The sequence below is a fragment of the Pseudolabrys sp. Root1462 genome, assembly GCF_001426945.1.
Lineage (GTDB): Bacteria > Pseudomonadota > Alphaproteobacteria > Rhizobiales > Xanthobacteraceae > Pseudolabrys.
Genome location: NZ_LMFS01000001.1, coordinates 2475827 through 2495168 on the forward strand (window position 1 = coordinate 2475827; position 19342 = coordinate 2495168).

At 62.3% G+C, this 19342-nt stretch carries 18 protein-coding genes; 6 read left to right on the forward strand and 12 right to left on the reverse strand.

All coding sequences use genetic code 11. The features are described from left to right. The first annotated feature begins 76 nt into the window (after positions 1 to 76). Positions 77 to 769, forward strand: a complete 693-nt coding sequence (locus tag ASD45_RS12115; RefSeq protein ID WP_244485332.1) for a TetR/AcrR family transcriptional regulator — start codon at positions 77 to 79, stop codon at positions 767 to 769. Between the two features lie 37 nt (positions 770 to 806). On the opposite strand, the gene ASD45_RS12120 is transcribed toward ASD45_RS12115, so the two are convergent. From ASD45_RS12120 to dctP, 5 genes are all read right to left on the reverse strand, one after another. Further along, complete coding sequence (locus ASD45_RS12120; protein ID WP_056911709.1) at positions 807 to 1037, reverse strand: hypothetical protein; 231 nt, start codon at positions 1035 to 1037, stop codon at positions 807 to 809. A 143-nt stretch (positions 1038 to 1180) separates the two neighbouring features. Beyond that, positions 1181 to 2095 carry an SMP-30/gluconolactonase/LRE family protein gene (locus ASD45_RS12125; protein WP_056911710.1) on the reverse strand — a complete coding sequence of 305 codons (915 nt, stop codon included), beginning with the start codon at positions 2093 to 2095 and terminating at the stop codon, positions 1181 to 1183. A gap of 46 nt (positions 2096 to 2141) precedes the next feature. Then, positions 2142 to 3437, reverse strand: a complete 1296-nt coding sequence (locus tag ASD45_RS12130; protein ID WP_056911711.1) for a TRAP transporter large permease — start codon at positions 3435 to 3437, stop codon at positions 2142 to 2144. After that, the gene (locus tag ASD45_RS12135; RefSeq protein WP_056911712.1) at positions 3437 to 3967 is read right to left on the reverse strand and encodes a TRAP transporter small permease; all 531 of its coding nucleotides are present in this window, start codon (positions 3965 to 3967) and stop codon (positions 3437 to 3439) included. Before ASD45_RS12135 ends, ASD45_RS12130 begins: the two co-directional genes overlap by 1 nt. Before the next feature lie 56 nt (positions 3968 to 4023). Next, a complete protein-coding gene (gene dctP / locus ASD45_RS12140) occupies positions 4024 to 5028 on the reverse strand; it encodes a TRAP transporter substrate-binding protein DctP (RefSeq protein ID WP_056911713.1) in 1005 nt (334 codons plus the stop codon). A 140-nt stretch (positions 5029 to 5168) separates the two neighbouring features. Between dctP and ASD45_RS23465 the strand changes: the two genes are divergently transcribed. From ASD45_RS23465 to ASD45_RS23725, 5 genes are all read left to right on the forward strand, one after another. Beyond that, positions 5169 to 5987: a DeoR/GlpR family DNA-binding transcription regulator gene (locus ASD45_RS23465; RefSeq protein ID WP_156380816.1), complete on the forward strand. Its 819-nt coding sequence runs from the start codon at positions 5169 to 5171 to the stop codon at positions 5985 to 5987. Positions 5988 to 5989: 2 nt separating this feature from the next. Next, the gene (locus ASD45_RS12150) at positions 5990 to 7159 is read left to right on the forward strand and encodes a four-carbon acid sugar kinase family protein (protein WP_056911715.1); all 1170 of its coding nucleotides are present in this window, start codon (positions 5990 to 5992) and stop codon (positions 7157 to 7159) included. Next, a complete protein-coding gene (pdxA, locus tag ASD45_RS12155; RefSeq protein ID WP_056911716.1) occupies positions 7150 to 8151 on the forward strand; it encodes a 4-hydroxythreonine-4-phosphate dehydrogenase PdxA in 1002 nt (333 codons plus the stop codon). Before ASD45_RS12150 ends, pdxA begins: the two co-directional genes overlap by 10 nt. A gap of 13 nt (positions 8152 to 8164) precedes the next feature. Further along, complete coding sequence (locus ASD45_RS12160; protein ID WP_056911717.1) at positions 8165 to 9697, forward strand: altronate dehydratase family protein; 1533 nt, start codon at positions 8165 to 8167, stop codon at positions 9695 to 9697. A 252-nt stretch (positions 9698 to 9949) separates the two neighbouring features. Further along, entirely contained in the window at positions 9950 to 10342 is a 393-nt protein-coding gene (locus ASD45_RS23725; RefSeq protein WP_056911718.1) for a DUF1360 domain-containing protein, read from the forward strand. A gap of 448 nt (positions 10343 to 10790) precedes the next feature. On the opposite strand, the gene ASD45_RS12170 is transcribed toward ASD45_RS23725, so the two are convergent. The 7 genes from ASD45_RS12170 to ASD45_RS12205 form a co-directional block, all read right to left on the reverse strand. Next, positions 10791 to 12068 carry a DUF892 family protein gene (locus tag ASD45_RS12170; protein ID WP_056911719.1) on the reverse strand — a complete coding sequence of 426 codons (1278 nt, stop codon included), beginning with the start codon at positions 12066 to 12068 and terminating at the stop codon, positions 10791 to 10793. Positions 12069 to 12460: 392 nt separating this feature from the next. Then, positions 12461 to 14437, reverse strand: a complete 1977-nt coding sequence (locus ASD45_RS12175) for a PAS domain-containing sensor histidine kinase (RefSeq protein ID WP_056911720.1) — start codon at positions 14435 to 14437, stop codon at positions 12461 to 12463. After that, entirely contained in the window at positions 14427 to 15077 is a 651-nt protein-coding gene (locus ASD45_RS12180; protein WP_056911721.1) for a chemotaxis protein CheX, read from the reverse strand. The genes ASD45_RS12175 and ASD45_RS12180 overlap by 11 nt, the downstream gene beginning before the upstream one ends. Beyond that, positions 15074 to 15445, reverse strand: a complete 372-nt coding sequence (locus ASD45_RS12185) for a response regulator (RefSeq protein ID WP_348271224.1) — start codon at positions 15443 to 15445, stop codon at positions 15074 to 15076. The genes ASD45_RS12180 and ASD45_RS12185 overlap by 4 nt, the downstream gene beginning before the upstream one ends. Positions 15446 to 15814: 369 nt before the next feature. After that, positions 15815 to 18076 (reverse strand): chemotaxis protein CheA, encoded by a 2262-nt coding sequence (locus ASD45_RS12195; protein WP_056911723.1) that lies wholly within the window; start codon positions 18074 to 18076, stop codon positions 15815 to 15817. Continuing rightward, positions 18073 to 18483, reverse strand: a complete 411-nt coding sequence (locus ASD45_RS12200; RefSeq protein WP_056911724.1) for a response regulator — start codon at positions 18481 to 18483, stop codon at positions 18073 to 18075. Before ASD45_RS12200 ends, ASD45_RS12195 begins: the two co-directional genes overlap by 4 nt. After that, the gene (locus tag ASD45_RS12205; protein WP_056911725.1) at positions 18476 to 19339 is read right to left on the reverse strand and encodes a protein-glutamate O-methyltransferase CheR; all 864 of its coding nucleotides are present in this window, start codon (positions 19337 to 19339) and stop codon (positions 18476 to 18478) included. Before ASD45_RS12205 ends, ASD45_RS12200 begins: the two co-directional genes overlap by 8 nt. Positions 19340 to 19342 lie beyond the last annotated feature (3 nt).

The window sequence follows — 19342 nt, forward strand, 5'->3', positions numbered from 1 at the left end:
GTATATTCCGCTACTGGCCAAGTCAACTCGGAGCGACCCGATGGTCAGGCGCGAATGAAAGTTCCTTGAGGGCCTTGTGCCGACAACAATTCAGAAACCTACAGCCACAATTCCGCCCAAAGGGCGCGGCCGGCCGAAACTGCTGTCGGACCGACGCCAGCGTGAACGCGTGGTCGCGTGCGCCCGGCAACTGCTGCTGAAACAGGGGTACGCACGCACCACCACCGATCAGATCGCCGCGAAGTGCCGTATTTCCAAACAGACGCTTTACAAGTTGTTTCCGGAGAAGCTGTCGATCTTCGCTGCAATTGTCGATGCCCATCGGCAGGACATGCTCGCTCTGCCGGGCGACTACGCCGGGTTACCGGTCGACGTCGCGCTGGAAAAGATCTTCCGGGTCGACATCGATGCGCGGTCGCACAAGGAACGCATCGCCATTATCAAGCTGATGATCGCTGAAGCCCCGCTGTTCCCGGAACTGCGATTGATCATGCATAAGCGCGGCGCCGAAAAATCCCGAGACGAACTTTCCCGCTGGCTCGCCGAGCAGGCGACGGCGGGAAGGATAGCGATCGACAGCCCGGACGACGATGCACAGATCCTCATGGACATGGTGTTCGGGCCGATCATCCGCCAAACCGTCGGCGCGCCTCGCATGCCTCAGCAGAACATGAAAGATCACATCCGCCGTTGTATCGGCATTTTTCTGCAAGGCGTCGCAATCGAAGCCGGGAAGCGCGACGGCGGCCGCCCGCCACTCAAAGCCTGACCATTTATCCCGGTAAGCCTTCGCAACGAGACCCCGCTCACCTTTCCGGTTGCGAGCCGTCTCGCTTCGCTTCGTCACGATTGGGCTCATCGGACGTCGCACTCCGCCCTCTGAGCCTCGGGTAGTACAGTACGATCAGCGAGACCAACAGCAGAAACAGAATGGCAACGACGAACTGCACGATGTCATAGCCGATGCGGTCGCGCGGAATAAACCAGCCTGCGACGATGCCGCTGACAAACAGAACAGCACGGACGACCCAAGTCATTCCACACTCAATTGCGCGTAAAGTCGGCGGCTCCAGGCCACAGAACCTATCGCAACGGTCTGGTCAATTCAAATGCATTGCGCCCGCCGCTGCGCAGCGGGGCGCCGGTGTCCGATCGTCATGCAGCGGAATACCGGAACGGCTCAGAATCCGGCGAACGGCACGAGTCCTGCAACCGGCATGTCCGCCTGCAGGATTGTACCGGTCTCGGATTCGGTGATGTACAGGCGCCGCCGCTCGGCGCCACCGAACGCGACATTCGTGGTGTGGCTGCCGGCGCAGGAATTGATGCGCAGCATCGGCTCTCCGCGCGCGCTGAACAGCCAGACCACGCCGAGCCCGATATGCGCGACCACGAGATTGCCCTGCTCATCGATCGTGATGCCATCGGGCCCGCCGCCGCCGCTGAGCTGGATGAAGGTGCCGACCTTGGCCACCGTGCCGTCGCGCATCAGCGGCACGCGCCAGATCGCGTTGGCGCGCGTGACGGCGACATAGAGCACGCTCTCGCTCGGATCGAGGACAAGGCCGTTCGGGCTGGGGACGTTGTCGAGCAGACAATCGACCTCCCCCGACGCGCGCACGCGGAACACGCGCCCGGTCTGATCGTGCCAGCCCGTCAGCCCCTGATCGGTGAAATAGAGGTCGCCGTTCGAGGCAAACGTCAGATCGTTGACCGCCTTGAGCCGCTCGAGCCGGACGCGGGTGACGAACGGCGCGACCTTTCCGGTCTCCGGATCGAGCGTGACGATGCCGTGCTTGTAATCGGCGATGAAGATGCGGCCATCGCGGTGGAATTTGAGCCCGTTGGGCTCGCCGTCATATTCGGCAACCAGCGTGAAGTTGCCCGCGGTATCGACGCGAAACACCCGCCCCCAGGGAATATCGACGCAGTAGAGATTGCCGTCACGATCGAAGGCCGGCCCTTCCAGCAGCGAGTGCGGCGGAAGCAAGCCGGGCTGATGGCGGTGCCATTCGGAGTCGGCGGCCGGCTTGCGGAAATGATCGGGCAGCCGAGCAAAGACGCTCGCGGTAATGGCAGGGGGCGCAGCAAACACTTATTCGTCTCCTCGATTGCTCAGTCCGGCCAAGGACAGCCAACCGTCACTTCATCACGGCCGGCAGCCACAGTGCAATCTGCGGGAATGCATAGAGCAGGAACGAAAAGGCAATGATGATCGCGCAGTATGGCAACGACGCGATCGCCACGTCGCCCAGTGTCCGGTCCGGGACGATCGACTGGATGGCGAAGAGGTTGAGGCCCATCGGCGGCGTCAAAGCCCCGAGCTCGATGAAAACCACCAGGATGATGCCGACCCATACGCCGTTAAAGCCGAGTGTCGCCAGCGACGGATAGAGCAGCGGCACCGTCAGCAGCATGATCGACAGGCCGTCGATGAACATGCCGATGATCAGATAGATGAACAGCAGCACACAGAAGAACAGCAGCGGCGAGATCTGAAGACCCGCCAGCCACGCCGCCAACCCGTGGCCGATGCCGGTCGACACGATCGCGAAATTGAGGATCTGGGCATTGATCGTCACGAACATGATCACCGCGCTGGTCAGCACGGTGTTGCGCAACGCGCGCCAGAACCCTGCCGGCGTCAGTTCGCGGTAGAGCAGCGCCAGCAAGAGCGCGAGCAGGCTGCCGAAACCTGAGGCTTCCGTCGGCGTCACCACGCCCGTGTACATGCCGCCGATGACCGCGCCGATCAGCAGGATGATGGGAAATGAATTCTTCGCCGCCAGCATATAATCGACCTTGTCGGTCGGCTTTTTCGGCACCAACGAAGGCTGCAGCAGCACGCGCACCATGACATAGACGGAGAACAGTCCGGCCAGCACGAGGCCCGGCACGACGCCGGCCATGAACAGATCGATGATCGATTCCTGCGTCATCGAACCATAGACGATCAACGGGATGCTCGGCGGAATGAGGATGCCGAGACAGCCGCCGGCCGTCAGCGTGCCGAGGGTCAGCGTGTCGGCGTAACCGTGCGAGCGCATTTCGCGCGTCGCCACCGTGCCGACGGTCAGCGCCGTAGCGACCGAAGATCCCGCGATAGCGGAGAACACCGCGCAGCCGAAGATGTTGGTCTGCGCCAGGCCACCCGGAATGTGCCTGAAAAATCCGGCGATGCCGGAGTAGAAACGGCTGGAAATGCCGCTTTGCAGGATGAGCTCGCCCATCAGCACGAAGAGCGGGATCGAGACCAGGTTGAAGTTCGTGGTCGTGTTCCAGACGACGTCGCCGAACGTCGGCCACAGCATCATTCCGGACGCCAGGGTGACACCCATCATGCCGACGAAGCCCATGCTGGCGCCGATGCTGACACCGCCGGCGATGCAGCCGATGAGCGTCAGGCCGTAGATCAACAGTGCGTCGGTCCAGCTCATCAGTCCAATCCCTGCAGAAGTTCAGTGTCGGGGTGGGCATCGACGTCGCCGCGGCGCAGGATGGCCAGCGCGGCCTGCTCGAGGAAGGCGAGCGTCAGCAGAAGAAATCCGATCGGCAGAATTGCCTGGGGAATGGCCTGCGGCACCTGGAAGGCTTGCAACGACACCGTGCCGTAGCTCCAGCTCGTGTAGGCAAGTCCAAAGGTCGTATAGGTCAGAACTGCGCTCATCACCGCACCGATGATGCTGCTGACGAACTTCAGCGCCGCCTGCAACGGCACAGGCAGGCGGTTGACCACCGCTTCAACCCTCAGAAAGCGCCCATGCCGAAGCGTCGGCACGAGGCATAGAAGCGTCGCCGCGGTGAAAAAGTATCCGGCGAATTCGTCGGAGATCTGCGTCGAGCGGCCGAACAAGGTGCGGCCGAACACCTCGACATTCATCAACAGTCCCATCAAAACGATGAAGACGATGGCGGCTGCGATGGCCACTCGCTCGAGCCGGTCGAACAGCGACGAAATTGCGGTCATGGGCAGCCCCCCACAGGCAAGGCGGCGGACCGCCGTAGCGATCCGCCGCCGTTTCTTTAGTTACAGGCTTTGATGGACGCGCTCAGCATCTGCTTGCCGACATCGCCGACCTTGGCGGTCCATTCATCGGAGATCGGCTTGGTCAGCTCGCGGAGCTTGGCCTCTTCGGCAGGCGTCGCGTCATGCAAGGTCATGCCGCGCTCGGCCAAAGTCTTGCGCGCGACCAGATCGGCTTCGATCATCTCCGAGCGATAGCGCGGCGCCCATTCCTTGGTCTTGGCGATCAGGATGTCGCGCACGTCGGCCGGCAAGGCATCGAGCGCGGCCTTGTTCACCGCCAGCACCTGATGCGCCAGCGTAAGGTTCATCATGTAGCCGTACTTCGTCACTTCGTTGAACTTCCAGTCGAGGGCCGGCACCGCCGCGGTGAACGCGCCGTCGACCACGCCGCGCTGAAGCGCGGGAATGACTTCGGCCGGCGTAATGGTGACGCCCGAGCCGCCGACCAGCCGCATCATTTCGGCCTGCTCCCGATTCCAGGAACGAACCTTCAGGTTGCGCAGGCCTTCGATGCCTGCGACCGGCTTGGCGAGCCACAACTGCTGCGGCGGCATCGCCCAGTGCATGATGGGATCGACCTTGAATTTCGTCAGCAACACCTGCGAAACCACCGGGCTGATCGCCGGCACGGCCTTGTCGTAGAACTTGTCGATCGAGGTGCAGGAGAACGGCATCGACAGCGCGTTCAGCTCCGGCACGTCGCCGGCCACGAAGCCGAGCGCGACGTCGCCCATCTGGACCTGATTGCCGGCGGTGATGCGCAGGACGTCCGACGCCTTGTAGGGCAGTTCGCTGGCGGCATAGACCGTGATCTTGAGGCGACCGCCGGTCGCCTTGGTAACGTCCTCGGCGAACGCGCGATGCAGCAGCGTCGGCTTATCTTTGGCGCCAAAGTAAGTGTAGAGCTTCCACTCGGCGTCGGCCGCCACGGATGGCGTGGCCAAGGGCACCAGCAGCGCACCTGCGGCGACCAGCGCGCGGAACATGTGCGGCAATTTCATCGGAAATCCTCCCAAGTAGCCCGTCGGTTGGACGCTCGCGGGCAGCTTGGAAAGCTTTGATGTGAATCTGATCGTTGTCAATCGAATTTGTCGTAGTTTGACGTCCGTTGATCGAATTTGTTATAGTTGCAGGAGGCCCAATGACCACAGATCGACACTCAACGTCTCGCGTCGCCCTCATCCCTGCCCAGCGCCAGGCGATGATCCTCGAACTGTTGCAGGCCGACGGCGCCGCCTCCGTGCAGCAGTTCGCCGACGCCATCGGCGCCTCGGTCGCGACCATCCGGCGCGATCTCGAAACGCTTGAAGCCAAAGGATTTTTGGATCGGACCTTCGGCGGTGCCAGCCTGCGCGCGCGGGCTTTGGTCCGGCTCGAGCCGGGGCACGCCGTCTCGGCTCATATCCGCCACGACGAGAAGGTTGCGATCGGTCAGACCGCCGCGGCACGAATCGAACCCCACCAGAGCGTGATATTTGACAGCAGTTCAACCGTTCGCGAAGCTGCGCAGGCCATTCTCGAACGCGACATCCCTATCACTGCCATTACGAATGACATTCTCGTCGCGCAGACCCTCGCCAATTCAACCGCGATCACGGTGCTGACCATTGGCGGCCGCGTGCGTCCCGGCTCGATGACGTTGTTCGGCCCGCCGGGTGAAGAATTCCTGCTCGGGGTCAAAGCCGACGTGGCGCTCATCGGCGCGCATGCCGTAACGCTTGATGGACCCAGCGAAGTGACGATCGAGATCACCCGCATCAAGCAGTTGATGACGAAGGCCGCCCGCAGCGTACGTGTGCTGGCGGATCACACCAAGCTCGGCGATGCCTCGACCTTCCGCATTTGCAGCATTGGCGACATCGATGAACTGGTCACCGATTGGAGGGCCGATCCGACGATCTGCGCTGCCTTGCGCGAGCGCGGCGCCACCGTGACCATCGCCAAAAGCGGCACGGAATAGCCGTGCAGCCCCTCCGCATCCTCGCTGACGACCTGACGGGCGCGCTGGATACGGCCGGCTGCTTCATGGCCGATGGTCAAACTCTGCCGCTCATCTTCGAAGCCGGAGCGATTCCGCGGACCGGAAGCTGCGCGCTTTCGACCGAAACCCGCGACGTCTCGGAGGATGAAGCGCTCGCCCGGTTGAGCGCGTTCGAGACCGCCTTTGATCGTTTCGACGGGCTCGCCTTCAAGAAGATCGACAGCCTCCTGCGCGGCCACGTCGCCGCCGAAATCGCCCACGTCGTCCGGCAGAACCGGTTCGACGCCGCGATACTCGCCCCCGCGTTTCCAGCGCTCTCGCGCGTTACCCGCAATGGCCGCCAATGGGCAAAGCTCGCGGGGCACGACCAGTTTGAGATGATCGGTCCCGATCTTGTGCGCGATTTCGCCCGGTTCAATATCGACGTGCAGCGGGGCCCCCCATCGGACAAGACTGCAACGCCACGTGTTTTCCTTTGCGATGCCAATACCGAGGACGATCTCAGAAGTGTTGTCGATCGCGGCATGCGCGCCGGCCGCGTGCTGTGGTGCGGCAGCGCCGGCCTTGCCGAAGCGATTGCGGGCGGCATTGCTCCCCTGCCGTTGACCGCCAGACGCATTCTCGTGATCTGCGGCACACGGCATGCGGTCGCGTCGCTGCAGATCAGAGAACTTTGCCGCGAGGAACCGGCGGCATTGGCATCCTTGACGCCAGGCTATGATGCCGCTGCGGCCGCCGCGGGCATCAACAAACGGCTGCAGACCGATACATGGGCGGCGCTGGCCGCCGACTTTCCCGATCTGCCCGCCGCCGAGGCCCGGCGCCTGCTCGACACGGCTTTGCGCGACGTGTTGCCCCGGCTCGATCGTCCGGATGCGGTGATCGTCATGGGGGGCGATACGCTCGCCGTCTGCAATAGCGTTCTCGGCGCTTCCGGCCTCGCGGTGCGCGGGCTGCTGGCGCGCGGCATCGCCATCTCGGAATTCAGCGACGGCGCTTGGGCAGGGCTGCCCGTCATCTCGAAATCCGGCGCGTTCGGATCGGCCGATACGCTTCGCCAGATCATTGAAATGACCGCAGCCGGCCGCACGGAATACTCTATCGCCCCCGCTCCGCGGGGCTCTTTCGGACAAAAGGTTGAATGCCGTTGACACGTCTTTGTATCACGATGGGCGATGCCGCCGGCATCGGCCCCGAAATCATCCTGAAAGCGCTGCGCACGCTGCGCTCCGGCGGCGAGGGCGAGAGATCGCAAATCAGCGTTGCCGGCTCGGCAAAAGCCTTTGATGCGGCGGCTAAAGCCATGGCGTTGCCAAGCCTGCAGAGCTTCGGCGACGTCGAGTTGATCGAAGTCGGCGGCGGGGCGGAGGCGCCTGCGTTCGGACAATGGTCGGCACAAACCGGCGACCTTGCCTATCGCGCCATCGTCGCGGCGGTCGAAGCGCAACGCAGCGGCCGCACCGATGCCATTGTCACCGCGCCGCTCAGCAAGGAAGCCCTCCATCTCGCCGGCCATCATTACCCCGGCCATACCGAATTGCTGGCCGCCCTCACCGGCGGCGCCGGTCCCGTGATGATGCTGGCCCATGGCGATTTCCGCGTCAGCCACGTCACGACGCACATTCCGCTGGAACAGGTGCCCACGAAGGCCACGCCGGAGCGGCTGGCGCGCGTTGTCACCCTCACCCATCAAACCCTGATCAGGCTCGGCGTTGACCGGCCGCGCATTGCCGTTGCCGCGCTCAATCCGCACGCAGGCGAAGGCGGCGTTCTCGGCCGCTACGATATCGATGTCGCCGCTCCCGTTCTCGAAAAGCTGCGCGCTGACGGCATCGACGTCGTCGGGCCGGTGCCGGGCGACACGGTTTTCGTCAAGATGCGCGCCCGCCAGTTCGACGCCGTGGTTGCGATGTATCACGATCAGGGCCACATTCCGGTCAAGCTGCTCGGCTTTTCGGTCGATCCGAAAACCGGGGCCTGGGAAGCGCTGAGCGGCGTGAATATTACCCTTGGTCTGCCGATCATAAGAACATCGGTCGACCACGGCACCGCGTTTGATATCGCCGGTAAAGGCATCGCCAGCGAGCGAAGCCTGATCGAAGCGATCGAATATGCCGAGTTGCTCGCCAGCCGCAAACAATAACCGGGTTCGAACCATGACAGAGTCAGATCCGAAGGCGCCGCGCATTATCCGTCTCGCCGCCGACGACAACGTCATCGTCGCTGTCGACCAGGTCGGGCAAGGCATGACGGCGGCCGGGGTTATCGCTCAGGCGCGCATTCCGCGCGGCCACAAGATGGCGATGGTTCCGATTGCGGCAAACGAACCGGTGCGCAAGTACGGCCAGATCATCGGCTTCGCCGCGAAGCCGATCGCGCCGGGCGACTGGGTGCACGAGCATAATGTCGTCATGCACGACTTCGCGCGCGATTACCGCCACGCCGAAGACGCGCGCAACGACGAGATGCTGCCACCGGAATTGCGGGCGACCTTCGAGGGCTATGTGCGGCCGAACGGCCGCACCGGCACGCGCAATTATGTGGGCATCCTCACCTCGGTGAACTGCTCGGCGTCGGTCGCCAAGTTCATTGCCGAACAGGTCAACCGCTCCGGCATTCTGAACGATTATCCGGAGATCGACGGCATCGTCCCCTTCGTCCACGGCACCGGCTGCGGCATGGCCGCGCGTGGCGAGGGCTACGATGTGCTGCAGCGGACGCAGTGGGGCTACGCTACACATCCCAATCTCGGCGCCGCGCTGATGGTGGGGCTCGGCTGCGAGGCCTTCCAGATCGACCGGATGAAGAAGGAAGGCCACCTCGTTGAAGGCGATCACTTCCAGACCATGACGATCCAGGCCGTCGGCGGCACGAGGAAGACCGTGGCCGAGGGCGTCGAACGCATCAAGGCCATGCTGCCGGCCGCCGCCAAGGCAAGACGCGAAACGCGGCCGGCCTCCGAAGTGGTGCTGGCGCTGCAATGCGGCGGCTCCGATGGCTATTCCGGCATCACCGCCAATCCGGCGCTCGGCGCCGCGGTCGATCTGCTGGCGAAGCACGGCGGCACCGGCGTGCTTGCCGAAACGCCGGAGATCTACGGCGCCGAACATCTGTTGACGCGCCGCGCCGTGAACCGCGCCGTCGGCGAAAAGCTGGTCGAGCGCATTCGCTGGTGGGAGGACTACACCACGCGCAATCGCGGCGAGATGAACAACAACCCCTCGCCCGGCAACAAGGCCGGCGGCCTGACCACGATCCTCGAGAAGTCGCTCGGCGCCGCGGCCAAGGGCGGATCGAGCACGCTGCGCGCGGTCTATGAATATGCCGAGCCCATCACCGAACACGGCTTCGTCTTCATGGACACGCCGGGCTACGACCCGGTCGGCGCCACCGGACAGGTGGCCGGCGGCTGCAACGTCATGTGCTTCACCACCGGCCGCGGCTCTGCCTTCGGCTGCAAGCCGACGCCGTCGATCAAGCTCGCCACCAACCATTATGTCTACGAGACCATGACCGACGACATGGACATCAATTGCGGCGATGTCCTCGACGGCGTGTCGCTCGAGGCCAAGGGCGAGGAGATCTTCAATAAGGTTCTCAAGGTTGCGTCCGGCGAGCACACCAAGTCGGAAGACCTCGGCTACGGCGACCTCGAATTCGTGCCCTGGCAAATCGGCGCCACGATGTAGGCCGGCTTTCTCTGGACGTCGAGGGCGCGACTGCCCTGCGATGGCAGACAGCAGCCGAAACGCGGGGCTGAAGCGGGTTCTTTTGGCCTTTGGCGGAACTCGGAGGGAGCCACCACGTTCCTCACCGGGCACGCACACGTGCAGTGCGTGACTTCACCACCAGTTCTGCACCCCCTGCCCTCCCGCATCGCTTACAACAAGGGATATCATTCAGTGCCCGGAAAGCCTGACGAACGAAAGATATTCGGCGTCGTGGCGACGCTGACCTTCGCGCTGTTCTGCGCTTTGGCGGTTTTGCTTATTCATTGGTACGGCGGATTTGAACCGGAGCGATTGGGCGCCTACGACCTCGCGGTTCTTGGCCTCGGATGCCTGCGTCTCATCCATCTGATTACCTACGACAAGCTCTTGGAGCCGCTGCGCGAGCGCCTCGAGGGAGGACGCGGGCTGACCGGCCTGCTCTCCGATTTTGTCTCGTGCATCTGGTGCACGGGCATGTGGTCCGCACTCATAACCACCACGCTGTATTTTCTGGGACCGTGGGGCCGCCTCTCGGTCATCGTTCTCGCCGTGGCAGGACTGGGCGCGCTGCTTCAGGTGATTTCCCGGGCGGTCGCCGGTTGCACGATTGAACCACAGAAGTAGCTACGCTCGCCGCGCCACTGCGCGCCAGCATTCTCGTTGGTGCGGAACCGGCTTGTAACCGGAACGTTGGTCGCCCATGACCACACAGCGAAGACGACTCCATCAAGGCCCCGACGGTGATGCCTGGTATCTCTGTCGAGGTCGCGATGGGAAACTGGTGGTGTCTCACGAGCCCAGAGAAGGCTCAGGGGAGAAAAGCTCCGCCATCGAGGTCGGATTGTTTCTGGCGCCGGGCAACAACAGCCCACAGCACTGCGCCCTGTTACAGTTGATCGGAGAACTCGTGGACCCTGTGCACATGCCTAACGAGCGGCAGAAGCAAGGTAATGGCGATCGCCGCGATTAGGACCCAACTTTCCTGCCGCGACAAATACTCCGCGCGGCACCGACGATCTGAAATCACCCCGACGAACAGAGCCCCGGCCTAGCCCGGGGCGCTGTCTTGAGCTTATTCGACCGCCGACGGCATCCGGGCAGCCGACATCAATGGTCGCGCGACCTGATTAAGCAGTTGGTCGGCATTCTGCTCTTCGCCCAGCGACACGGTGAGGTATTGAACGATCGCCGAGTGCTTCAGTTGCTGGGCCAGGTTTCGCGCCGTGATGTAGCCGGAAATCTCATAGTTTTCGACGCGTTGAGCGGCGCCAATAAGCGCGAGGTCTGCGGCGGCATCATCCTTTTTCTTCTTGTACTCCGCCATGACTTCATCGCCTTCTTCGATGATGCCCATCATGCCCTTGCAGGGCTTCGGCCGCGCCGTAGAACCGAGAAGCGACAGACACTCCTCGAGGCGGCTGACCTGCTCTTCGGTCTCCTGGAGGTGCTGCTCGAACAATCGTTGCAGCTGTCCGGTTCGCGCCGCGTTTGCCATCTTCGGCAAGGCCTTCAAGAGCTGCTTTTCCGCGTGGAGAATATCGCGCAGCTGGTGCACAAGAAGCTCCTGGATCGGCCCGGTCTCGGTGAGTTCTGCGCTTTCGGCATGTACCGGGACGGCGTCCCCGGCGTCATCCAGGTCCTTCATCGCCTGGACAGCCGGCGACTCGACGAATTGCCACTGATCGCCTTCATTCCACGGTCCCCGGGCGTCGATCTCGCCGTGATCGCCCTGCCCCGTGGAGTCATTGAAGATCTGGTCGACGAGTCCCTTGGTCGGGGCGATCTTGCCGATCGTAAACGGCGGCTTGCCCATGCTTTCGAGGGCCAGCGAGAACATTCGCATATGCGTGATCTCACGCGTCATCAGGAACTGAAGCGCGTCCTTGGTGCCGGCGTCGTCGCAGAAATTGATCAGTCGCTCGTATACGATCTTCGCCCGGGCTTCGGCGGCAATGTTGCTGCGAAGGTCCACATCGAGCTCGCCGGTGATTTTCAGGTAGTCGCCCGTCCAGGGATTTCCCATCGAATTGAACAGATTCACCCCGCCGCCGCCCGCGATGGCGATAAGCGGGTCAGCCTCGGCAGCGTCTCTTGCAAATTTCATCGGTGCAAGATGCATCCGCGCCAGGGTGCCGACGATCTCCAGATGGCTTAGTTCCTCAGTGCCGATATCCATCAAGAGGTCTTTGCGATCAGGATCTTCGCAGTTGAGTCCCTGGATGGAGTACTGCATGGCGGCAGCCAGTTCACCGTTGGCTCCGCCAAATTGTTCCAGAAGCATGTTGCCAAAAGCTGGATCGGGCTCATCGACGCGCACGGTGTACATCAGCTTTTTGACGTGGTGATACATTTTCAAATCCCTATGGTGGCTTCCGCCCGAAGCAGGTCATGGGTGCAACGGCCCGCGTCGGGACCGGTTCCTCGATAGGGATTGGCCCGCGCAATATTTGTGAAACGGACTACGCAAAAGACACTCCACCATGCCGAGGGACGGTGGTAGCGAGATGCGCGCCGGAATAAACAACGAAAGCGTACTTGCGAGGGTGTTCGGCCGAATTGCCGGTATGTGCCCCCGCTGCCGTGGCGGCTGAAAGCGACGCAAGAGAAGGCGCGGATAGGAAGCCGGATCGCGTCAAATCAGACTGCGCCGGAGGTTGCGAGGAACAACGCCCTGCTCCGTGCGACGATCGAGCCCCCGTTATTTGTCGGCAATCTGCATGACCGCGGCGAGAACGCCCTCGGTCATTTTCCCTTCACGACCGCCGCCAATGCCGCAGAAAGTTCCTTTTCCGAATACGGCTTCGACAGCCGCTCGAATTTGAACGCCTCGCCGGAAGGAAGTTCAGCGTAACCGGTCGCGAGGATGATCGGCATCTTCGGCATCATCTTCAGGATGGCGTGGGCCAGGTCGCGGCCATTCATCTGCGGCATGGCGTAATCGGTAATGACCACGTCGAATGACGGATCGGCTTTGAGAATACTGAGGGCTTCGGCCCCAGATTTGGCCTCGGTTGCGATATGTCCGAGATCGTGAAGCATGTCGGCGGCGCCCATGCTGACTAGAATGTCGTCGTCCACAAGAAGCACGCGCAAGCCACCGGACGATGGCACCGCGGTGGCCTCAGGCTCGATAGCTGCGGGCGGGTTCCGCCGAGTCGTACAGGGCAGCCATAGCGTGACCGTCGTGCCTTTCCCCGCCGCGCTCTTGATCCTCATCATGCCGCCAGACTGCGCAATGAAGCCGTGCACCATCGACAGGCCGAGGCCGGTGCCTTTGCCGACTCCCTTGGTGGTGTAAAACGGCTCCTGAGCACGGGCCAGCGTCTCCTCGCTCATGCCCTCGCCCGTATCGGACACCTTGATACAAACATAATGGTCCCGGAGCAGCCCGAGCGCCTTGCCGTTGTGCTCGTCGTGACAGGCGATCGTCAGCGAACCGCCGGACGGCATGGCATCTCGCGCATTCACTGCGAGATTGATCAGGGCCAGTTCGAGCTGATTGGCGTCCACCTCGACGGCGGAGACCTCAGGCGCGATGTCAACCTGGATTGCGATATTGGGCCCGACAGAATGCCGCAGGAAATCCATCATCTCCGGCATAAGACTTTGCAATGAAAGGACCGATACTTTCAGTTCCTGCCGTCGCGCGAACGCCAAAAGCCGCGTCGTCAACGTCGCGCCGCGCTCGGCGCCCTGGATGGCGCGATCCAGCAGACGCGCAACACGCGCGTCATCCGGCACGGCCTTTTTCAGCAGCCCGAGGCTGCCGAGAATGATCGCCAGCAGGTTATTGAAGTCATGGGCCACGCCGCCGGTGAGCTGACCGATGCTTTCCATCTTTTGCGATTCATGCAACTGGCGGAGCGCCACCTCGCGTTCGCGCGTTCGCTCCTCAACCCTCGCCTCAAGATCCTGGTTTATCTTTTCAAGGGCATCGCGCGCTTCCCGCAGCGCCCGGTCGGTGGCCACCCGTTCGCTGACGTCACGCCAGATTGTCGTCACGAACTCTCGCTGATCGGCGGTCCAATGGCCGAGCGATACCTCGAAATAGCCGAAAGACCCATCCTTGTAACGCCCCGTGACCTCGATCGCGCGGCCGGGCGTAGCCGAACCTGCGCCACAGGCAAGTTGCGACAGCAAGGCACTGTCTGATTCAACCAACATATCTATTTTTTCGCCGAGCAACTGTTCGGGCGCATAGCCGAACACCAGTTTGGCGGCGCCATTCATCCATTGAATCGTCCGGTCGGGGTTGATCGTGATGATCGCATCCGGCGCCGAGTCGACGATGGCGTGATAGCGTGCATTTTGGCGTTCGCGGAGTACGCGCTCGCGCGTGACCGACACGGTGACGTCGAAGACCTGCAAAAGGCAATAACGTTGCGTGCCCGCCGCTATAGGGCGAACCACGACGTTCTGCATCAGCGGTTCGCCGCTCTCGTCCGCCAGCGAGAACAGCTTGTTCAAGGTGTGCGTCAACACGCTTGAGCTTCCAACTGCGAACGCATCGTCGATCGCTGTCGAAAGGCGCGGACTGTTCAGGTCGGGAAATACTTCGTAGAGCGTCTTGCCGACAACATCGCCGGCCGGGCGGCCGGAGGCGAGCGCCATCCAGTTGTTCCAGCCTACTACATGCGTTTGCTCGTCAAGGACGATCAAGCCGGTGTCGACCGTATCGAAGATCGGTCCGAACCCTAGTCGTGATACATTATCCAGCATGATCCGAAGACTGTTTCTCGATGCCTTTAATAAAGTCGTTTACCAGTTCCTTGAGAGCGTTGACGGAAGGCAGGTCCATCAACAAGGCAATGAATCCGTGAATATCGCGGTTCTTGATATTGAAATCGATGTAGAGAAACAAAACCAGATTTCCGCCCGCCGCCGGCGATCCTATTTCAAAAAGGGTTTCGCCATCGCCCCGAACAATCATGGGCAAGGACATCCGCATCGTGCGATGCAGAACGTTGGCGATGGTAGCCAGGCAACCATTCAGAATAATATTGCCTGTTTCGGCGAGGGCCTCCTGCTCCAGGTCGATCACGTCTTCCAGCGAATGCTCGCTGCCGACGATCGACCGTACGAGCTCGAGGCTCTGCGCCTCCGGAAAGATCAGGATGGCCTTGCCAGCAAATGGTCCATCAAACGACTGCTGGACGCCGACCAGCTTTTTGGTGTTGCCGCTTTCGACAAGCTTGGCGGCGGCTTGCCGTGTCACGATCTTGACCGACGGCACGGAGAGCAGCACCTGTTCGCCGACCATCTGGCGCAAACTGGCGGCAGCTCGGCTGACGCCCATATTGGCAATTTCAGCCAGCGCATCCTGTTCTATGTCTGATAGCTGGCTGGCGACGCCTGTCATCTTGCGGCCGTCTTAAGCCGGAGTGAAGCGCCCGACAAAAACGCGCCAAGGGCCTCGTCGGTGAGAGGCTTAGCGATGAATGCGGCATTCAACTCGCGCGCACGGCCAACAATCTCGTCCTGCATATTGGCGGAAACCACGGCGATCGGCATGGAAGCGTGGCGCTTGCGTATGCTCTCGACCAGCTCGAGACCATCGACCCCCGGCATGTTGAAATCAACGAGCGCGATATCGACGGACCCGCCACTGACCGCGGCCAGGGCTTCGTCGGCGTTGGTGGTCTCGACCGCCGTCCATTCCGGCCGCACGCGGCGCAACGAACTGACGATGACCATGCGGGCGAGTTTGCTGTCGTCGACGATCAACACATGATGAGCCATAAGATTCTCACGGAATGTTCGGGAGGGCTTTTAGGCGAAAGACGCCAAAGACCGGTGGGACATCTAGACCTTAGGTGCGATGCGGTAAATAGTTGATCTGGAAAGATTAACCCTGGCCTTGGGTTTCTCTGTCATTCCCCCTCCACCACTCCTCGATCCAAACATCACCACATGGACCCACAGGGACCACACCGGCAGCCATCAACACCTGCAGTACCGCGGTGTGCGGTTTCTGGCACTTCGTCCAGTCGACCGAAGCGCCGGACGCCTCCAGCAACCCCTGCAAGAGCGGCTCGGCGTCGTCCACAGGGCAAGGCCCGACGAGCAAAATAGTTCCATCCGCGGCGCGACGCACGGTCATGGCATGATCTCTTTCACATCAAGGACCAGTAGAACCTGGCCATCGCCCAGCAGCGTCGTTCCGGCATATCCCCGCGCACCGGCCAACAGGCCCTGCATGGGCTTCAGCACGACCTCGACGCGGTCCCGAATCGCGTCAATTTCGAAGGCCGCGATGCGCCCCCCGGTCTCGGCGACAATAAACAGCCGCGACACCCCCTCGGCAGGCCGTGGGGGCAGCTTCATCAGGTCAGCCAGGGAGACGATCGGCACCACCTGATCGTGGAGGACGAAGCCTTCATTATTCTTTATCCGGCTAATGCGGTCCGGCGGAAGTCGCACCGTCTCCGAGACAGCGTCCATCGCCACGCCGAAAGCCTGGCCGCCCGCCTCCACGACCATGATAAGCGACATGGCGATGGTCATCGGCAGATCAAGCCGCACCGTCGTGCCGGCACCGACCTTGCTGGCGACCGTCACCCGGCCGCCCATCCGTTCGACGGCCGTGCGAACCACATCCATGCCGATGCCACGGCCGGACACATCGGAGATCGTCTCGGCGGTTGAAAACCCGGCGGCGAAGATCAGGTCGATGACCTGCTCATCGCTCAAGGCCGCAAGCTCATCGTCCGGCAGCAGCTGTCTTTCGGCGGCCCTGCGGCGGACCGTCGCAGGATCGATGCCGCGGCCATCATCGCTGACCTCGACGAGGAAACGGTCGCCGGAGTGCGAAGCCTGAATGGTAATCGTCGCCGCTTCGGGCTTTCCCGTTGCGCGGCGCTGCTCCGCGGTTTCCACGCCGTGATCGACCGCGTTCCGAACGAGATGCACCAGCGGCTCGAACAGCCGATCGACAATGGTCTTGTCGGCTTCGGTATTTTCGCCGTGCGTGATTAGTGTCACCTGCTTGTTCAGCTGACGGGCAACGTCGCGAACCAGCCGCGGAAAGGATCGGAATACCTGCGCCACCGAGATCATTCTCAGCCGCAGAATATTGTCATGCAGCTCGACCGCGAGGCGGTCGATCGCATCCTGGTCGCGCCGAAGCAAATCGACGTTGCCCCCTTGCCCGTCGAGCGCCTTGACCGAATGTGCCAGGGTATTCTTCGCGACAATCAGCTCACCGGCAAGGTTGACCAGGGCATCGATCTTGTCCTCGCTGATGCGCAACGTGCGTTCCGCCGGCTTGTCCGATCGGTCCGTGGCAGTGTCCGGCGCTTCAACGCCGCTGTCCTTCCCGGCCGCGGCGGCGGCATCGAGGCGCGCAGCCGCCTGCTCGATCAGAGCCAACAAACCTGCCGAATCCAGGGTGATCGGTGCGTTGCGTTCGAGGTCGTCGGCAAGCTGCACGAAGCCGCCGGCGCGCAGGGCATTCAGGGCCACGCGCCGCGCGGCGCCGATGCAGCCGGCAAGACCTTCGGTCCGGCCCGGCATGCGCAACAGCTCCGCCTGCGCCTCCAGGATCGCGCGGACGAGAGCGACATTGTCGTCGCTCTTGCCGTCAGTTGCCGGCGCCGACAAAGCCTCGGCAGGCACGGGTTCGATACGGACCTGGTCCGGCACCATGCGGAAAATCTTGGCCAGGTCGGCGCGGTCGGCCGCGGCAATGGCCTGTAGCCGCAAATTGCAGGCGAACGGGTCCATCTCGGCGAGAGGCGGAAAGGGACTGCGCGGCTCGATGTGAAAAGCCAGCAGGCCGGGTATCTGCCGCATCAGATCGACTGGATCGTCGCCGTTGAAAAAACAGCCGGGAATTGGCTCGTAGGAAATTGAATATAAGGCCGGCGATCCGACGATCTTATCGCGCGCCTGCTCGATGAGACGCAGCACCCAATCCGCCACTCCGGCGGCGACAGGAGCCTCATGGGTGGCGGCCGGCGCCGTCGCCGAAGCGCCGCCAGGCAAAAATGCGCGCATGCGCTCCGCCAGCATGCGCCCGGTATCGCCAGCATCGGCAGGCAGAGCCGCAGCGGCGTCAAAGTCGTCGACCCAGCGCGACACCTGATCGAGGCACGCGAGCGACAAATCGATGATGTCGGCGCTGACGGCAACCTTGCCGCCGCGCACCGCCGTCAAAAGATCTTCGGCCGCGTGCAGCAGCAGCGTCATCGCCGGAAGTTCGACGACGCCGGCCGAGCCCTTGAGCGTATGGAAAGCACGAAACACCCGGTCGATGCGCGCCGGCGCACTGCCGTCCTGCTCCAGCGCGATAAGATCGTCGGTCGCCTGACGAACAAGCTCGCGCGCCTCGATGACGAACTGGGCGTGGAGTTCGTTCACTGCGCCACTCCTGCAAGCAATGCCGCGTGACGCACGAGATCCGCTTCGGAAACCGGCTTGACCAGGTAGAAATTCGCGCCCGCCGCGGCAGCGGCCGCCATGTCTTCCCGCTCGGACTCGGTCGAGATCATCAGCGCCGGAAGCCCGGCCACGGCGATGTCGGCCTGGCTTCGCAACGATCGCAGGAACGCGATGCCGTCCATGCGCGGCATATTGACATCGACAATGACGAGATCGAAGGCTTGGGTCAGCGTCTTCTCCAGCCCTTCGATGCCGTTGATGGCCTGCTCGACCGAAAAGCCCGCCTTCTCCAGCGCGGCGCGATAATACAGCCGAACCAGCGAGGAATCGTCGACCACCAGAATACGTTTCCCGCCATGTGAGCGGCCCGCGTCGGCTTCAGCCATGGTCCGCCTCCGGCTTTTGATAAACGATCGCATCGGGAAACCGGCACACTCTGAACAAGGGAGAAATGCGACTCATGCTCTCCGAATGGCCGAGACAAATATAGCCGCCCGGCCGCAGACAATCATAGAGATTTTCGGCCGCCGCGCGGCGCGAGGCGTCGTCAAAATAAATCAAGACATTGCGGCAGAACACCACATCGAAGTCGCGTTGCCGCGCCATATCGGCGGTGTCGATGAGGTTGATCCTGCTGAACTCGATCGACTCGCGCAGGCCTTCGTCGATCTGGTAACGGCCGTCGTCCAGGCGGGTGAAATAGCGGGCAATGATATCGGGCGACAGACGCATCAGCGCGCGGTCGCCGTAGATGCCCTCGACTGCCGCCTTGAGCGCCTTGGTGTCGATGTCGGAGCCGACGATTTCGATGTTGAAATTATCGACCTGCGGCCAGTTCTCCATCAGCCAAAGCGCAATCGAATAAGGCTCTTCGCCGGTCGAACACGGCACCGACCAGATGCGGATCGGCTCTCCCGGCGCCTTGCGGCTGACGATGGCATCAAGCATCCCCGAGGTCAGACAGCGCAGTTGTGCGTCTTCGCGATAGAAATAGGTTTCGTTCACGGTAAACGAATTGATCAGGTGCTCGATTTCGTGCTCAGCGTCCGCGCGCAGCAGGGAGAAATACGCCTGGAACGACTTCGATCCGGTCGCGGCAATACGTTCGTTCAGCCGACGGTCGATGAAATATCGCTTGCTCTCGGAAAATGACATGCCGGTGCGGCGATACAGAAATTCGCAGAAGCGCTGGACCTCATCCGGTGCGATCGCCGAAGGTTCTGGCGTGTCACGCTCCGCCATGGC

Excerpts from the sequence above, each read along its gene's own strand:
- ASD45_RS12130 (WP_056911711.1), bottom strand. The coding sequence starts at position 3,437 with ATGAGCTGGACCGACGCACTGTTGATCTACGGCCTGACGCTCATCGGC.
- ASD45_RS12160 (WP_056911717.1), top strand. The coding sequence starts at position 8,165 with ATGACAGAGTCAGATCCGAAGGCGCCGCGCATTATCCGTCTCGCCGCC.
- dctP (WP_056911713.1), bottom strand. The coding sequence starts at position 5,028 with ATGAAATTGCCGCACATGTTCCGCGCGCTGGTCGCCGCAGGTGCGCTG.
- ASD45_RS12175 (WP_056911720.1), bottom strand. The coding sequence starts at position 14,437 with ATGCTGGATAATGTATCACGACTAGGGTTCGGACCGATCTTCGATACG.
- pdxA (WP_056911716.1), top strand. The coding sequence starts at position 7,150 with ATGCCGTTGACACGTCTTTGTATCACGATGGGCGATGCCGCCGGCATC.
- ASD45_RS12205 (WP_056911725.1), bottom strand. The coding sequence starts at position 19,339 with ATGGCGGAGCGTGACACGCCAGAACCTTCGGCGATCGCACCGGATGAG.
- ASD45_RS23465 (WP_156380816.1), top strand. The coding sequence starts at position 5,169 with ATGACCACAGATCGACACTCAACGTCTCGCGTCGCCCTCATCCCTGCC.
- ASD45_RS12180 (WP_056911721.1), bottom strand. The coding sequence starts at position 15,077 with ATGACAGGCGTCGCCAGCCAGCTATCAGACATAGAACAGGATGCGCTG.
- ASD45_RS12170 (WP_056911719.1), bottom strand. The coding sequence starts at position 12,068 with ATGTATCACCACGTCAAAAAGCTGATGTACACCGTGCGCGTCGATGAG.
- ASD45_RS12120 (WP_056911709.1), bottom strand. The coding sequence starts at position 1,037 with ATGACTTGGGTCGTCCGTGCTGTTCTGTTTGTCAGCGGCATCGTCGCA.
- ASD45_RS12135 (WP_056911712.1), bottom strand. The coding sequence starts at position 3,967 with ATGACCGCAATTTCGTCGCTGTTCGACCGGCTCGAGCGAGTGGCCATC.
- ASD45_RS12200 (WP_056911724.1), bottom strand. The coding sequence starts at position 18,483 with ATGGCTGAAGCCGACGCGGGCCGCTCACATGGCGGGAAACGTATTCTG.